Here is a 15408-nt window from a genome sequence, read left to right on the forward strand (position 1 = left end):
GGCGGGTGCACAGCGGGAAAGGGAGACTGAGGGAGGGCGGGAACCGTCCCCTCGGACACCGGAAGGTGCCCCGCATGTCTCCCGACAAGAAGGCCATCGGCGCACGCCTCCGCCAAGTGCGTGAAGCTCCGCCCTACTGGTCGCGCGCCGAACTGGCACGCCTCCTGCGCGCCGCCGCCGACCCCCGCGACCGCGCGAACATGCCGCACGTGCCCAGCCTCATCGAAATGATCAAACAGTGGGAGGCGGGCAGACACCTGCCCAACCCCCGCTACCGCGCCCTGTACGCACGTGTGACCGGTAGGAGCGAGGCCGAGTTGTTCGGGGCGGAGCCCGCGAGGGCGTCGCCGTGGCGCCCTGGCGGACCCGGCGAGAACTTCGCTTCCGATGACGAGAGGGAGGCTCTGGAGCTCGCTCGCCGTGTCGCTGCGAGCGACGTAGGAGACGAGACCCTCGTCGCGTTGGAGATGACCGTCGACGAGCTGGCGTCCGACTACCCGCGCTCTCCACCGGACGAGCTGCTCGCGCGCATACGGCGCCACCTGCGGTACGTCTCACAACTGATGGACGCCCGGATGACGCTGGACGCGCGACGGCGGCTGGTCGTCGTCGGCGGCTGGCTGTCCCTGCTCGCCGCGACCTGCGACATCGACCGAGGCCACCGGCCGCCCGCCGCCGCCCACCTGCGCACGGCCGCCCAGCTCGCCCAGCACGGCGGCCATATCGAGATCCTCGCGTGGACGCTGGAGACCGCGGCATGGCAGCTGCTCACCGAGGGCGAGTACCGCAAGGCGGTCATGCTCGCCCGGCAGGCGCAGGACGTTGCGCCGCGGGACGGCTCGGCGTTCATCCAGGCGACCGCACAGGAGGGACGTGCGTGGGCAAGGCTCGGCGACGGGCCGGAGACCCGTCGTGCGCTGGCGCGTGTCGAACGGCTGGTCGCGCCGCTGCCGATGCCCGACCGTCCAGAGCATCACTACCGGTACGACCCGGCCAAAAGTGATGCCTACCAGGCCACCACGCTCTCATGGCTGGGCGATCCGGCGGCGGTGCCGCTCGCCCGCGGTGTTCTGGACCGGCTCGAACGCCCGGCGGCCGGTCCGGCCCGTCCGCGACGGGCCGCCTCCGCGCGGCTCGATCTCGCGCTCGCGCTGCTCACCGCCGAGCAGGCGGACGAGGCGGCGCAACGCGCGCTCGAAGCGATGGGAAGCGGCCGTCTCGTGCCGTCGAACCACTGGCGGGCGGCCGAGGTCGTCACCGCGGTCGAGGCGCTGGGCCTCCCGGAGGCGGCCGACCTCAACGAGGCATTCCGCGAACTGTGCGCGTCAGCGGAGCGATAACCGGACCGCCCCTCTTCCCGCGCCCGGACGGCGGCCGCCCGGGTCGCCTCGATCTAGCCCCTGACCAGGGTGGCCAGGCATTCGCCGTGCCGGGTCATGTGGAAGACGTCCACATCGATTGCACCGCAGGTCATGCCGCAAATCGGCGCCCGTGCCAGGACGGCCCGTGCGTCACTGATGCGTCGTGATCTTCAGCGGTTGCCCGTCGAGCGCGGCGAGCTGAACCCCACCCCGGTGCGGGGACGACCGCCTGAAGCGCCACCGCTGGGTCGCTGCGATACCACCGGAGGCACCCTCGCAGGACCTCGGCGAGGACGGTCTCCCGGCTGAGCCGCTCCCACCCCGCCGTGATGGCGTCGTCGCGACCTGTTCGGTGCCGACCGGAAGGGGCTCGCCCGCGTCCGTGCCGGTGGTCCATCGGCAGACACCGCCGTGCTCGTCCCAGATGATCACTCGCTTGGCTTCCTCCCGGTAGGAGACGCGCAGGCGTAAGGCGTCCTCGGTGGCCACCCGCCGCGCCGGTGTCGAGCGGTAGAAGGTCCCGGTCGGCCGGGCGCAGTTCGCCGGGACCTTCGGGGCGCGGCGGCGTCCAGCGGCCCGGACGGCTTGGCGTCCGGTTCACTCGGCATCCGTGCCCTCCTCGGCGGCGGGCTCGGCGGCGGGCACGAACTGCTCGGCGACCCACACCGCGGGGCGCTCGATCTCGTCCGGCGGCTGGTAGGTCTTGGCCTCACCGTCCAGGGTGCGGGCACGCCATGTCCCGTTGCCCTGGGAGATGATCGTCGCGCGCGGGTCCCCGGTCTCGGGGTCCAGCAGCATGTAGACCCCGGTCCCGCCCTTGAGGACGTAGCCACCCACGCGGATCTCCTCGGCGCCCCTCACGGCGCGGGAGCCAGGTGGCCGGCGATGATGACCGCGGCGTCAACGATGTGGGCGGCCTCGGCGATCGGCTCGTTGCTGGCCTCGTCGAAGAACCACATCCGGTCGTGGTCGGTGACGCGCGGCTTGCACGTGACCGTCTGCCTCGCCCCCGAGTCCCGGCGGGTCACCAGCAGCGCCAGCGGGCTGGCCCGCAATTCCACGTCGAGGTGGCGAACCTGCAAGGCGCTCATCAGCTCGTAGAGCCGCGGGTAGGCGTGCCGGTGCTCGGTGCCATCGAAGGTGCCAGTCATCCCGTCTCCCAAATGCGATCCGAGTCGTTCTTCCGTCACTGTCAGTGAACCTGTGGCGGATGCCACACGTCAGTGCCGTCGGGCGGATGATCGCGGATGACCCCGGATGACCTGCGGATGACGCTCGCCTCCTCCGTTCGCATGGGGCACCCTGGGACGGCGGAGGTGAGGCCTATGACCGCCGACGACATCCCGCTGTGGAGCAGGCGCCTGAGGGCGGCGCGGGAGGCGAAGGGATGGGACATCCCCGAGACCGGCGACCTCCTGTGGCGCGAACTCGGCAAGAGCACCCGGCGTGACAGCGCGCGTCGCATGGTCGACAACTGGGAGCGCGGAAGGCACAAGCCCAGCGGCCGCAACCTCCGCGCCATCTGCCAGCTGCTGAACCTCGATCCCCGCGACCTCTTCGACGGCGAGGACGGGCCGGCCCGTACGCCGCCGGAAGACGACGCCGCACAACTCCTGATCACCTTGAAAGCCGATGCGCTCGATCTGGCGACGTGGGCAGAACGGACCAACGTGGGCGACACGACCATCAACTACCTCGCATCAGCCACCCGGCGCCTGGCACAGGAGTACCTGTCGCGTCCGCCCGCCCCGCTCCTGGCCGAGGCCGCCGAACTGTACCGGCGTGTCGCGGACCTGCTGCGCGGAGGCCGACAGCACCTCCAACAGACACGCGACTTGCACGTCATCGCCGGGCAGTTGCTGGCGTTCTTGTCCTGGGCGTCGTCGGACCTGGGTGAGGCCGACGCCGCCGAGGCCTACGCCACGGCCGGATGGGTCATGGCCGAGCAGGCAGACCACGACGCGCTGCGCGCGATGCTGCTCACCGCCCAGTCCAAGAACGCCTTCTGGGAAGGCCGCTACCGCCTCGCGGCCGAGCTGGCGCAGCGGGGCCAGCGATACGCGCCCGCCACCGAGGCCCGTGTCCTGCTGGCGTGCCAGGAAGGTGACGCCCGGCAGGCACTCGGCGAACTGGCGAGCGCACAGGAGGCACAGCGCGCCGCCGCCGCGGCACGTGACGCCATCACCGCCGAGGTGGAGGTGGGCGGGCTGTGGGCGTGCGGCCGGGCACGGCAAGCGAATTACGCCGTGGGCGTCTGTCTTGCCGGGCGGGACACCGCGGGCGCTTTGGCCGGTGTCGCCGAAGCTCGCGAGGCGTACGCGGCCGGTGAGCTGTGGGCCTACGGGACGTGGGCGCAGCTGTGCCTTGGCGCCGGGATCGCCTACATCCTTCAAGGCGATCTCGACGACGCCCTCGGCGAGCTGGCGCCGATCCTGGCGCTACCCGAAGAGCAGCGCCTGGCGACCCTGGCCAGCCGGTTCGGCGAGGTCGACCAGCACCTCGCCCACCGCAGATTCTCCGGAAGCCGCGCCGTGCTGGAACTTCGCGAGCAGATCACCGAGTACCGGGCGGGCGCGCTCACGGCCAAGGCGATCATGAAGGGAGACCAATGACCTCCGCAGCAGAGACCATGCGCGACCACTGGTGGTGGCGCCCTGGCTGGCAGGCCGGACGCCGCATGTACACCTGGCACTTCACTTTCGACGGCCGGCACGACGTGCACCGGCTCGTCCTGGCCTACCAGCAGCGGCTCGCGCACATCTCCGGCCTGGACCCGATCCCGCTGGAGTGGCTGCACCTGACCACGCAGGGACTGGCGTTCGCAGATGAGATCACCGACGAGACGGTCGATGCCGTGGTCGCCGCCGTCCGCGCCCGGCTGGCGGACGTTCCCCCGGCGACGGTGACCGTGGGCCCGGCGATCGTCGATCCCGAGGTCGTCCGGCTGCGCGTCGAGCCGGCCGGTGCGCTGGTCCCGGTCCGGTCGGCGATCCGCGCCGCCATCACCGAGGTGGTCGGCGAGGTCGGCGAGGGCGAGGAGTGGCATCCGCACATCAGCGTCTCCTACAGCAACGCGGACGGGCCTCTGGCGCCGATCGCCGCAGTCCTCGCCGAGGAACTGCCACCGGTCCACGCGCAGATCGACGAGGTCCAGCTCATCATCCTGGGACGTGACGAGCACTGCTACACCTGGGAAACCAGGGCCGCCGTCCAGCTTTCGAAATGACCACCCCACGGCCCGGAATCCAGACGCAGCGATCTCATCGAACTGATCGATAAGGAGCACCGTTGGACGACCCGCGCATCTCAGACCTGCTGACGATCGGCCGGCGAATCTGGGCCGACCAGCCGTCCATGGAGTTGCCGCACGTTGCCGTTGCGGCTTGCACCGTCACCGGTGACATCGCCCGCGTCAGCCGCGACGAGCTTGAAGGCGACGGAGACCGGGCGGCGCTCGGCCGGGAGCTCGGCAACCTGATCCTCTCCGGCGTGCGCTGGGCATCGGACCTGGGTTTCGACCCGGCCGAGTGCGTGGCGGTGGCGGCGGAGGCGCAGCGTCGATACGTCGAGTCGCGGGCGTTCGAGAGGAACTCGCCCGGCTGATCCTGCGATGCGCTGGGGCCCCGGCCCCTGGGCGATAAGGGGAGTCCAGTCTTGCCCGGGAGCGCTACCTTCGCGGGGCGGTTGCGTCGGGTTGTGCGGCTGTCACCATGCGGCCGCGGCGAGGGGGCGCGTTCAGCCTCTGACGAGGGTGGCCAGGCACTCTACGTGCTGGGTCATGGGGAAGGCGTCGAAGGCGCGGAGGGACTCCAGGGTCCAGCCCTTGTCGCTGAAGTAGGCCAGGTCGCGGGCCAGGGTGGCGGGGTCGCAGGAGACGTAGGCGATCTTGCGGCCGGCGAGGCGGGCGATGTGGGCGACGGCGTCGCGGCCGGCGCCGGTGCGGGGCGGGTCGAGGACGACGAGGTCGGCGCGGCGGACGCGGGAGCCGCCGGTGTGACCGGCGCCGCCGCCGCGCTTGTTCTGCGTGCGGGACGAGGAGTCCGCGCGGCCGAACTCCAGGTCGGCGACGACCTCCTCGACCGGGCCGCGTTCGATGGAGACGTTCGGGAGGTCGCGGAGGTTGAAGCGGGCGTCGCGGACGGCCTGGCCGTCGGACTCGACGCCGACGACGAGGCCGTCGGGGCCGACGCGGTCGGCGAGGACGCCGGCGAACAGGCCGACGCCGCAGTACAGGTCGAGGGCGATGTCGCCGGGCTTGGGCTCCAGCGCCTCCAGGACGGCGTCGGCGAGGAGCTGGGCGGCGCCGGGGTGGACCTGCCAGAAGCCGCTGCCGCTGATCTGGTAGAGGCGGCCGGAGACCGACTCGCGGACGTAGGGGAGGTTCGCCCCGGGCTCGGGCTTGCCCCTGACGAGGCGGACCGGCACGTCCAGGCGGGGCACGCGGATCTTGCGGCGGTCGCGGCCGCGCAGGACGACGAGGCGGTCGCCGGTGGAGCCGGAGACGATGCCCTCGACGCCGGACGCGCCGGGCCAGCGCTTGCGCTCGATGCCCATCAGCTCGACGCCGGGGTGCGCGATCAGGCACTCGTCGACGGGCTCGATGTCGTGGGATCGGTGGCGGCGCAGGCCGACGGCGCCGCCGGAGACGGAGAACTGGACGCGGGTGCGCCAGCCGAGGCCGGGCGGGGGTGCGACTTCACTGTCGGCCGGGTAAGGGACCTCTTCCACGACGACGGTGCGGGTGATCCCGGCGAGGCGCTGGAGCTGCTCCTCGACGACGGCGGCCTTGAGGGCGCGCTGGGCGGGCAGGGAGGCGTGCTGCCAGTCGCAGCCGCCGCAGCGCCCTGGCCCGGCGAACGGGCAGGGCGGCGGGACGCGGTCGGGGGACGCCTCGATGATCTCCACGGCGTCGGCGCGCAGGAAGTTCCTGGTGGTGTCGGTGACGCGGGCGCGGACCCGTTCGCCGGGCAGGGCGTGCCGGACGAAGACGACGCGGCCCTCGTGGCGGGCGACGCAGAAGCCGCCGTTGGCGACGTCGCCGACCTCCAGTTCGAGGATGTCGGGGGCCGGTTCCGAATCAGTCACGGTCCGAAACACTACCGCCACCGGGGCGTGCGTCGGCCGCCGCGCGGGGCGGCCTGCGGGAGGCGCCCGGGCCGGGCGGCTCCAGCCTGCCCTTGAGACGGTCGGAGGATTGCAGCTGCCACGCGACGCTGGTGACCATGACGCCGGGCTGGAACAGCAGCCTGCCCTTGAGGCGCAGGGCGCTCTGGTTGTGCAGGAGCTGCTCCCACCAGTGGCCGACGATGTACTCGGGGATGAACACGGTGACGACGTCGCGGGGGCTCTTGCGGCGGACGCCCTTGACGTAGGCGAGGACGGGCCGGGTGATCTCCCGGTACGGGGAGTCGAGGATCTTCAGCGGGACGGGGATGTCGAGGGCGTCCCACTCGTCCTGGAGGCGCTGCGACTCCTGCGCGTCCACCGCGACGGTCACCGCCTCCAGCGAGGACGGCCGGGTCGCGCGGGCGTAGGCCAGCGCCCGCAGCGTCGGCTTGTGGATCTTGGAGACGAGGACGATGCCGTGGTTGCGGGCGGGCAGCGCCACGTCCTCGCCGGAGGGGACCAGTTCCTCGGCGACCCGGTCGTAGTGGCGCCTGATCCCGCGCATCAGCAGGAACAGCACCGGCATTGCGATGCAGACGATGTAGGCGCCGAGCGCGAACTTGGTGATCAGCACGACGACCAGGACGACGCCGGTGAGGGTGGCGCCGAACGCGTTGATGCCCCGGGAGGTCTTCATCCGGCGGCGCTGGGCGGCGTCGGTCTCGGTGGCCAGCAGCCGGTTCCAGTGCCGGACCATGCCGACCTGGCTGACGGTGAAGGACACGAACACCCCGACGGTGTAGAGCGGGATCAGGCGGCTGACGGACGCGTCGTAGGCGTAGATCAGCAGCCCGGCCATCGTCGCGAGGATGATGATGCCGTTGCTGAACGCGAGCCGGTCGCCGCGGGTGTGGAGCTGGCGCGGCAGGTAGCGGTTCTGGGCGAGCACCGAGCCCAGCACGGGGAAGCCGTTGAACGCGGTGTTGGCGGCGAGGAAGAGGATCAGCGCGGTCATCGCGGTGACGAGCGCGAAACCGGGGCTGAAGTTGGAGAACACGGTGTGCGCCACCTGCGCGATCACCGGGTCGGCGTCGCTGACGGGCCTGCCGGTGGACGGGTCGACCAGCTGGCTGCCCTGGTCGGGCTCGGCGAACTTGGCGTCGGTGATGAACGCGAACGCGGTGACGCCGCCGAACATCGTCATCGCGACGACGCCGAGCATCAGCAGCGTCTTGGCGGCGTTGTCGCCCTTGGGCTTCTTGAAGGCGGGCACGCCGTTGCTGATCGCCTCGACGCCGGTGAGCGCGGCACAGCCGGACGAGAACGCCCGCAGGAGCAGGAACACCAGGGCGAAGCCCGCGACGTCCGCCTCGTCCCCGCGGATCTCGTAGTGCGCGGTCTCGGCCTGCAGGTCGGCGCCGGCGATCAGCCGCAGCCCGCCCCACAGCAGCATGCTGCCGATGGCGAACATGAACAGGTAGGTGGGGACGGCGAAGGCGACGCCCGCCTCCTTCAGGCCCCGCAGGTTCGCGAGGGTCAGCAGGACGACGATGCCGATCGCGACGGCGACCTCGTGCGGCTGCATGAACTTCAGCAGCGCCCCGAGGTTCTCCACGCCGGACGACACCGACACCGCGACCGTCATGACGTAGTCGACCAGCAGCGCGCTCGCGACGAGGACGCCCCAGTTGTCGCCGAGGTTGGTGGTCGCGACCTCGAAGTCGCCGCCGCCGCTCTGGTACGCCCGGACGTTCTGCCGGTAGGAGGCCACCACGGTGAGCAGGATCACCACCACGGCCGCGGCCACCCAGGGGGTGTAGTGGTACATCACGAGGCCGCCGGCCCCGAGCGCGAGGAGGATCTCCTGCGGTGCGTAGGCCACCGACGACAGTGCGTCGCTGGCGAACACGGGGAGCGCGATACGCTTGGGCAGGAGCTGCTCGTGCTGCTGGGCGCTGCTGAGGGCGCGGCCGAGGAGCAGCCGCTTCGCAAGGTCGGGAACCTTTGACACGGGACGAGACTCTAGCCCGTCCGGATGACGGTCTCCGGTCCGGCCGCCGCCTGGCGCGACGCACCGGCCGGGAACGCTCCACCGCAGGTGCGCGGGCCCTTGCCGCGAGCGGTCCCCATGGCGGATGTGGTGGGCGGATGTGTAGGTTTGCAGCCCGGCAGGATCATTCAACGGGAAGCGATCCTCGGGGTGCGCACGGCGTCGGCGGGCAGTGGTCGGCCGGGACGACGAATGCCGTGCACGGCGCGGGGGCGCCAGGGGGAGCGTCCTCCTGGACGGGATCGAGGGAACGGCCGTGCATATCGTGATCATGGGGTGCGGGCGGGTCGGGTCGACACTCGCCCACATCCTGGAGGACAAGGGCCATTCGGTGGCCATCATCGACCAGAGCCCGGAGGCGTTCCGCCGGCTCCGCAGCGGGTTCCGCGGCCGCCGGATCACCGGGTTCGGGTTCGACCGCGATGTGATCGCCGAGGCGGGCATCGAGCAGGCGTCGGCGTTCGTGGCCGTCAGCAGCGGGGACAACTCCAACATCATCTCCGCCCGCGTGGCGCGCGAGACGTTCGGCGTGGACAACGTGGTGGCGCGCATCTACGACCCGCGGCGCGCCGAGGTGTACCAGCGCCTCGGCATCCCGACGGTCGCGACCGTCCGGTGGACCGCCGACCAGATCCTGCGGCGGCTGCTGCCGGAGGGCGCCGAGCCGCTGTGGCGCGACCCGACCGGCGCGGTGGTGCTCGCCGAGCTGGACACCGGGCACCTGTGGGTGGGCGAGAAGGTCGCCGCGCTGGAGGAGCACGCGCGGACCCGGGTGGCGTTCCTGTCCCGGATGGGCGAGGCCCTCGTCCCCGCGCGGGACACGGTGATCCAGGACGGCGACATCGTGCACATCATGGCGCGCGCCGACGACGTGGAGCGCGTCAACGCCGCCGTCGCGGCGCGGAACGGGGAGGATGCCTGATGCGGGTCGCTATCGCGGGGGCCGGTGCGGTGGGCCGCTCCATCGCGCAGGAGCTGCTGGAGAACGGGCACGAGGTCCTGCTGATCGACAAGAGCCCGAAGGCCATCAAGGTGGAGATGGTGCCGCGCGCGGAGTGGCTGCTCGCCGACGCGTGCGAGATCTCCGCGCTGGACGACGCGGCGCTGGAGCGCTGCCAGGTCGTCGTCGCCTCGTCCGGGGACGACAAGGTCAACCTGGTGGTGTCGCTGCTGGCCAAGACCGAGTACGGGGTGCCGAGGGTCGTCGCGCGGATCAACCACCCGAAGAACGAGTGGCTGTTCAACGAGTCGTGGGGCGTCGACGTGGCGGTGTCCACACCGCGGCTGCTGTCGGCGCTGGTGGAGGAGGCCGTCAGCGTCGGCGACCTCGTCCGGCTGATGACGTTCCGGCAGGGCGAGGCGAACCTGGTGGAGCTGACGCTGCCCGAGGACGCGCCGCTCGGCGGCGAGCGGGTCGGGTCCGTCGCGTGGCCGCACGACACGGCCCTGGTGGCGATCCTGCGTGAGGGACGGGTGCTGGTCCCGACGCCCGACGACACCCTCGAACCCGGCGACGAGCTGATGTTCGTCGCCACCCAGGACGTCGAGGACGAGCTCGCCGAACTCCTCGGAGCGCGGTAGGCGGGCTCCCGGAAGGAGGCGGCCCTCCCGTCAGGAGGTGGGTTTCTGCTCGCGGTCGATGGGGGTGCGGCCGCGGGCCAGGAGCCAGACCATCGCCGCCAGGGCCGCCACCTGGAGGGGCCAGCCCATCACGATCTTCGCGGGGCCGAGCAGCCCGCTCTGGTCGCCGTCGGCCAGGTAGATCGGGTACTGGACGGCGACGCGGACCGCGCAGGGCAGCACCAGCAGCCAGGTCAGCCGCGAGCACAGCCGCACGATGCCGGGGTCGGACCGCCAGGCGGTGGGGTCGCCGGTGACCGAGCCGATGATGAAGCCGACGACGGGCCAGCGGACCAGGATCGAGAAGGTCATCGCGGCGGCGTAGGCGGCGTTGAGCATGATGCCGGGCAGGAACGCGTCCTCGGCCTTGCCGGACCGCAGCGCGAAGAACGCCGCGATGGCGATGCCGACGAGGCTGTTCAGGACGAACTGCGGGCTGGACCGCTGGGCGACCCTCACCAGGAGCAGCAGCACGGCGGCCCCCACGCCCGCGCCGACGGCGAGCTTGATGTCCTTGGCGGCGACGTAGGTGCCGGTGAAGGCGATGGTCGGCACGGCCGCCTCGACCATGCCGCGGACGCCGCCGAGGGCCTTGCCGAGCTGCGCGCGGACCGCCGCCTCGACGGTGTCGTGGGCGTCGCCGCCCCCCGGGGCCGCCGCCTCGTGCTCCCCGGCGGTGCCCGTCGCCTCGGTGGCGCCCGCACCGGTGTCGGCGGCACCCGCGTCGGTGTCGGCGGCGGCCGAGTCAGTGGTGCCCGTGTCGGCGGTGTCCGCGTTGTGGGTGCCCGCGTCGGCGGTGCCCGCGTCGGGGGTGCCCGTCTCGGCGGTTCCGGTGGCGCGCCGGCCGGTCGCCTCTGCTTCGCTCACGTCGCTCTCCCGGCCCCGCGCGGCCTCACGAACCGCCGCGCAGCTCGTATCGCGGATTGAACATGACCTTGCGCCCGTCCTGCAGGCTCACCAGGCCCTCGGCGCGAAGCCGGCGGCCCGGGTCGATCCCGGCGATCTTACGGCGGCCGAGCCAGACGAGGTTGATCACGTCGGTGCCGTCGTAGAGCTCGGCCTCCAGGGCGGGGGCGCCGCCCCGGGGACGGAGCGTCACCGTACGCAGGGTACCGGCCACGCAGTGCCGCTTGCGCGCGGCGCAGTCGGTGATCGGCGTCGCGCCCTCGTCGTCGGTGGTCTTCTGCAGCTCCTCGGCCTCGAGCTCGGCCTTGGTGGACGCCATGCGGCGCAGGAATCGCCGCAGGCCGCCCTTGCCGCGGTCGGGCACGGCGGGGCCGGTCTCGCGCGGCGCCCCGGCCGGAAGCTCGTCCATGTTCGAAGCGTATGGCATCCGGCGGGACGAATCACCACAGCCCACTCGAACCCTGGTGAGAAGCCTTCCGAACCCTCGGCAAAGTATGGAATGAAGCGTTCCGTTCTGCTATAGTCGGAACAGAACATTCCGCTCCAAGTGAAGGGAAGAGCCGTGACCGCCACGATCGAGACGCCGATCGCATCGCCCGGGAACGCCCGTCCGGACCAGGAGCGCGCGGGGGCCGCGCCGCACCCGCGCCGCTGGCTCGGCCTGTCGGCCATCCTCGCCGCGATCCTGCTGAACCTGCTCGACTCCACCGTGGTCAACGTGGCCGCGCCCGCGATCCGCGCCGACCTCGGCGGGTCGCTCGCCGCGCTCCAGTGGATGGCGGCCGGGTACACCCTGGCGCTCGCCGTCGCGCTGCTCACCGGCGGGCGGCTCGGCGACATGTTCGGCCGCAAGCCCGTCCTGCTCGCCGGGGCGGCCGGGTTCCTCGCGGCCTCCGTCGCGTGCGCGCTCGCCTGGTCGCCGGAGAGCCTGATCGGCTTCCGGGTCGCGCAGGGGCTGTGCGCCGCGGTGATGATCCCGCAGGGCTTCGGCCTCACCCGCGACCTGTTCGGCGCGAAGGACATGGGCAAGGCGTTCGCGATGCTCGGCCCCGTCATCGGCCTCGCCACGATCCTCGGACCGGTCGTCGCCGGGCTGCTGATCGACACCGACCTCGTCGGCACCGGCTGGCGCGCGATCTTCCTGCTGAACGTCCCGGTCGGCGCGTACGCGCTGGTCGTCGGCGCGCGGGTGCTGCCCGCCCCGGCCCGCACCGACCGCTCCGGCGGGCTGGACGTGACCGGGATGCTGCTCGGCGGGACCGGCATGAGCATGCTCGTGTTCCCGCTCGTCCAGGGCCGCGATGGCTCGCCTGGTCGCTGGCCTTGCTCGCCGGGTCCCTGCCCGTCCTCGCGCTGTTCGCCGCCCACCAGCTGCGCCGTGCCCGCGCCGGGCGGACGCCGCTGGTCCGGCTGAGCGTGTTCGCCGACCGCTCCTACAGCTCCGGCGTGCTGTTCGTCGTCGTCTTCTTCGGCCTGATCGCCGGGTTCTCCCTCGCCACCGGGATGCTCCTGCAGCTCGGCCTCGGCTACACGCCGCTGCACGCGAGCCTGGCGATGGCGTCCTGGGCGGTCGGCGCGTTCGCCGGCTCGGCGTTCGGCAGCATGACGATGACCAGCCTCGGACGCCGCGTCCTGCACATCGGGCTGACGCTGATGGCCGCCGGCCTGGCCGGGCTGTACTGGGTGTTCGAGACCGCCGGGACGGGCCTCGGCGGCGGGCACCTGGCCGCGCCGCTGCTGCTGTTCGGCGCCGGGATTGGCATGATCTTCGTCCCGCTGTTCGACATCATCGTGGCGGGCATCGCCGACCACGAGGTCGGCTCCGCCTCGGCGGCGCTGGAGTCGGTCCAGCAGCTCGGCGCCTCGCTCGGCATCGCGGTCCTCGGCACGGTGTTCTTCGAGGTGATGGGCTCGCCCGGGGCGGGCGCCGGGCACCGGCAGGACGCCCTCGACGCCGCGTCCCTGGTCGCGCTGCTGACGCTCGGCCTCACCGCCGTCGCGTTCCTCGTCGCCTTCCTCCTCCCCCGCCGGTCCCGCACCACCTGATCCAGACCCGATCGAGCGTCCGGCTTGCCAAAGTCGCCCTCCGTAGGTACTTCACTACGGAGGGTTTTGGCATGCAGGTGGGAAGACGTGCAGGCGGCGACCGGTGGGGACGGGATGTTGCGCGGATTCGGGGAACACGGGACGGGGCGGCGCACGCCGCTCACCGCGGGGTGCGCGCCGGTCGTGCTGGGCGCGGCCGTCATGCTGACGGCCGCCTGCGCCTCCGGCGCGAACGGGGAGACGGGAGGCCACGGCCCCCCGGGGAGCGCCGCGCCGCCGCGCCGGACGCCGCCGGTCACGATCGAGCCCGCCGACGGCACCCGCGGCGCCCGCCCCGACCTGGGCGTCGTCGTCACCGCCGTCCGCGGCACCCTCGACCGCGTCGACGTCCGCGCCGACGGCGCGTCCAGGCCCGTCGCGGGGCGCCTCTCCGCCGACCGCCGGTCCTGGCGGGCACGCTGGCCCCTCCGGCCCGGCACCGCCTACACCGCGACCACCACCGGCGAGGACGGCCGGGGCGGGCGCACGTCCGCCACGTCCCGGTTCAGCACCCTCCGCCCGTCCGCCACGTTCCGGATCAGCGACGTCACCCCCGCCCGCGGCGAGATCGTCGGCGTCGGCATGCCGGTGATCGTCACGTTCGACCGGCCGATCACGCGCCGCGCCGCCGTCGAGCGGTCGCTGGAACTGCGGGCGTCCCGGCACGTCAGGGGCGCCTGGCACTGGACGGGGCCGCGGCAGGTCGTGTTCCGCCCGCGCCGGTTCTGGCACGCGCGCGAACGCGTCTCCCTCATCGCCCACACCGCGGGGGTGCGCGCCGCGCCCGGCGTGTACGGGGCGTCCGGGCACACCACCGGGTTCCAGGTCGGCCGCTCCCGCGTCAGCACGGTGGACGCGCTGCGGCACCGCATGACCGTCCGGATCGACGGGCGCCCGGTCCGGACGGTCGGGATCAGCGCGGGCAAGGGCGGGCGCCGCGCGTACACCACCACGAGCGGCGTGCACCTGACGATGGGCAAGGGCGACCCGGTCGTGATGTCGTCGGCGTGGATGGGCGTGACGGACAAGAAGGACCCGCGCTTCTACAAGATGAAGGTCCGGCACGCCGTGCAGATCTCCAGCAGCGGCGAGTACGTCCACTCCGCGCCCTGGTCGGTGCGGTCGCAGGGGCGCGAGAACGTCAGCCACGGCTGCGTCAACGCCCCGCCGGAGTTCGCCGGCTGGTTCTACGCCGGGTCCCTGCGCGGCGACGTCGTCACCGTGACCGGCACCAGCCGTCCCCTGGAGTGGAACAACGGCTGGGGCTACTGGCAGCTCCCCTGGTCCCGGTGGGTCGCGGGCAGCGCCCTGAACCGCCCGGTGACCTCCGCCCGCACCTGAGGGCCCCGGCGGCGGGCGGCCCCGGCGGCGGTCAGCCGCCGATCGGGACGGCGGCGCCGGACACCCTGACCCTCGGGTCGTCCGCGCGCAGCTCCACCGTCAGCACCCCCGGACGTCCCATGTCGTCGCCTTGGCGCAGGGTGAGCGTCGCCTCGGCGGTGACCTCGCCGCGGTCGCGGAGGTAGGCGCCGAACGCCGCGGCCGCCGCGCCGGTCGCCGGGTCCTCCACCACGCCGCCGACCGGGAACGGGTCGCGGACGTGGAACACCCCGGACGACTCGCGCCACACCAACTGGACGGTCGTGAGGTCGCGGGCGGTCATGAACGCCGCCAGCCGGTCGAAGTCGTAGTCGAGCGCGGCGAGGCGCGCGCGGGTCGCGGCGGCCAGGACGAGATGACGCGCGCCCGCGAAGGCGACGCGCGGCGGGAGCCCCGGGTCGAGGTCCCCGGCCCGCCACCCCAGAGCCGCGAGCGCCTCGGCCACCTCGTCCTCCGCGACGTCCTCGACGTAGGGCTCGACGCTGGTGAGCGTGGCGCGGAGCGTCCCGTCCGCGGCCCTGTCCACCTCCACGGGGACGGTGCCCGCGGGGGTGGCGAACGTCAGCGCGCCCGGCCCGAGCCGCTCCGCGAGCGCGACGGCCGCCGCGACCGTCGCGTGCCCGCAGAACGGCACCTCGGCCTTGGGGCTGAAGTAGCGGACGGTGAACGCCCGCCCCGGCTCCCCCAGCCCTTCGGGCGGCGCCGTGAGGAACGCGGTCTCCGAGTAGCCGACGTCGGCGGCGATGGCGAGCATCGCGGCGTCGTCCAGCGCGGACGCGTCGAGGACGATCCCCGCGGGGTTCCCTCCGCCCGGGTCGGTGGTGAACGCCGCGTACCGCAGGACCGTGCCGTGGGAGTCCGTCATGTCCGGTGGCAACGCCGGGAGGGCCGCGCTTACTC

At 72.8% G+C, this 15408-nt stretch carries 16 protein-coding genes; 9 read left to right on the plus strand and 7 right to left on the minus strand.

Translation table 11 applies throughout. The features are described from left to right. The first annotated feature begins 74 nt into the window (after nt 1-74). The gene (locus tag AGRA3207_RS07050) at nt 75-1340 is read left to right on the plus strand and encodes a helix-turn-helix domain-containing protein (RefSeq protein ID WP_231333742.1); all 1266 of its coding nucleotides are present in this window, start codon (nt 75-77) and stop codon (nt 1338-1340) included. Between the two features lie 618 nt (nt 1341-1958). Here the strand turns inward: AGRA3207_RS07050 and AGRA3207_RS07055 are convergent. Then, nucleotides 1959-2198 (minus strand): hypothetical protein, encoded by a 240-nt coding sequence (locus AGRA3207_RS07055; RefSeq protein ID WP_231333743.1) that lies wholly within the window; start codon nt 2196-2198, stop codon nt 1959-1961. 20 nt (nt 2199-2218) lie between these two features. Beyond that, a complete protein-coding gene (locus tag AGRA3207_RS07060) occupies nt 2219-2512 on the minus strand; it encodes a hypothetical protein (protein WP_231333744.1) in 294 nt (97 codons plus the stop codon). A 174-nt stretch (nt 2513-2686) separates the two neighbouring features. Between AGRA3207_RS07060 and AGRA3207_RS07065 the strand changes: the two genes are divergently transcribed. The 3 genes from AGRA3207_RS07065 to AGRA3207_RS07075 all read left to right on the plus strand — a co-directional run bounded on the left by AGRA3207_RS07065 (nt 2687) and on the right by AGRA3207_RS07075 (nt 4964). Next, nucleotides 2687-3973 (plus strand): helix-turn-helix domain-containing protein, encoded by a 1287-nt coding sequence (locus AGRA3207_RS07065; RefSeq protein ID WP_231333745.1) that lies wholly within the window; start codon nt 2687-2689, stop codon nt 3971-3973. Next, entirely contained in the window at nt 3970-4587 is a 618-nt protein-coding gene (locus tag AGRA3207_RS07070; RefSeq protein WP_231333746.1) for a 2'-5' RNA ligase family protein, read from the plus strand. The genes AGRA3207_RS07065 and AGRA3207_RS07070 overlap by 4 nt, the downstream gene beginning before the upstream one ends. Before the next feature lie 62 nt (nt 4588-4649). After that, complete coding sequence (locus tag AGRA3207_RS07075) at nt 4650-4964, plus strand: hypothetical protein (RefSeq protein ID WP_231333747.1); 315 nt, start codon at nt 4650-4652, stop codon at nt 4962-4964. A gap of 132 nt (nt 4965-5096) precedes the next feature. Here AGRA3207_RS07075 and AGRA3207_RS07080 read toward each other — a convergent pair whose 3' ends face one another. Further along, on the minus strand, nt 5097-6446 hold the full coding sequence (locus AGRA3207_RS07080; protein ID WP_231333748.1) for a class I SAM-dependent RNA methyltransferase: 1350 nt from the start codon (nt 6444-6446) through the stop codon (nt 5097-5099). Next, nucleotides 6439-8478, minus strand: a complete 2040-nt coding sequence (locus AGRA3207_RS07085; RefSeq protein WP_231333749.1) for an APC family permease — start codon at nt 8476-8478, stop codon at nt 6439-6441. The genes AGRA3207_RS07080 and AGRA3207_RS07085 overlap by 8 nt, the downstream gene beginning before the upstream one ends. 295 nt (nt 8479-8773) lie before the next feature. Between AGRA3207_RS07085 and AGRA3207_RS07090 the strand changes: the two genes are divergently transcribed. Next, complete coding sequence (locus tag AGRA3207_RS07090; protein ID WP_231333750.1) at nt 8774-9439, plus strand: potassium channel family protein; 666 nt, start codon at nt 8774-8776, stop codon at nt 9437-9439. After that, nucleotides 9439-10098, plus strand: a complete 660-nt coding sequence (locus AGRA3207_RS07095; protein WP_231333751.1) for a potassium channel family protein — start codon at nt 9439-9441, stop codon at nt 10096-10098. The genes AGRA3207_RS07090 and AGRA3207_RS07095 overlap by 1 nt, the downstream gene beginning before the upstream one ends. Nucleotides 10099-10128: 30 nt before the next feature. Here AGRA3207_RS07095 and AGRA3207_RS07100 read toward each other — a convergent pair whose 3' ends face one another. Together AGRA3207_RS07100 and AGRA3207_RS07105 are read right to left on the minus strand one after the other, a co-directional pair. Continuing rightward, complete coding sequence (locus AGRA3207_RS07100) at nt 10129-11004, minus strand: DUF3159 domain-containing protein (protein ID WP_231333752.1); 876 nt, start codon at nt 11002-11004, stop codon at nt 10129-10131. A 25-nt stretch (nt 11005-11029) separates the two neighbouring features. Beyond that, the gene (locus AGRA3207_RS07105; protein ID WP_231333753.1) at nt 11030-11452 is read right to left on the minus strand and encodes an OB-fold nucleic acid binding domain-containing protein; all 423 of its coding nucleotides are present in this window, start codon (nt 11450-11452) and stop codon (nt 11030-11032) included. Between the two features lie 153 nt (nt 11453-11605). Between AGRA3207_RS07105 and AGRA3207_RS07110 the strand changes: the two genes are divergently transcribed. The 3 genes from AGRA3207_RS07110 to AGRA3207_RS07120 all read left to right on the plus strand — a co-directional run bounded on the left by AGRA3207_RS07110 (nt 11606) and on the right by AGRA3207_RS07120 (nt 14469). Beyond that, entirely contained in the window at nt 11606-12457 is an 852-nt protein-coding gene (locus tag AGRA3207_RS07110; RefSeq protein WP_231333754.1) for an MFS transporter, read from the plus strand. Next, entirely contained in the window at nt 12367-13089 is a 723-nt protein-coding gene (locus AGRA3207_RS07115; protein ID WP_231333755.1) for an MFS transporter, read from the plus strand. The genes AGRA3207_RS07110 and AGRA3207_RS07115 overlap by 91 nt, the downstream gene beginning before the upstream one ends. A gap of 87 nt (nt 13090-13176) precedes the next feature. Beyond that, on the plus strand, nt 13177-14469 hold the full coding sequence (locus AGRA3207_RS07120) for a L,D-transpeptidase (protein WP_231333756.1): 1293 nt from the start codon (nt 13177-13179) through the stop codon (nt 14467-14469). Nucleotides 14470-14500: 31 nt separating this feature from the next. Here the strand turns inward: AGRA3207_RS07120 and AGRA3207_RS07125 are convergent, their stop codons facing one another. Then, complete coding sequence (locus tag AGRA3207_RS07125; RefSeq protein ID WP_231333757.1) at nt 14501-15373, minus strand: PhzF family phenazine biosynthesis isomerase; 873 nt, start codon at nt 15371-15373, stop codon at nt 14501-14503. Nucleotides 15374-15408: the final 35 nt, after the last annotated feature.

The sequence above is a fragment of the Actinomadura graeca genome (assembly GCF_019175365.1).
Taxonomy (GTDB): domain Bacteria; phylum Actinomycetota; class Actinomycetes; order Streptosporangiales; family Streptosporangiaceae; genus Spirillospora; species Spirillospora graeca.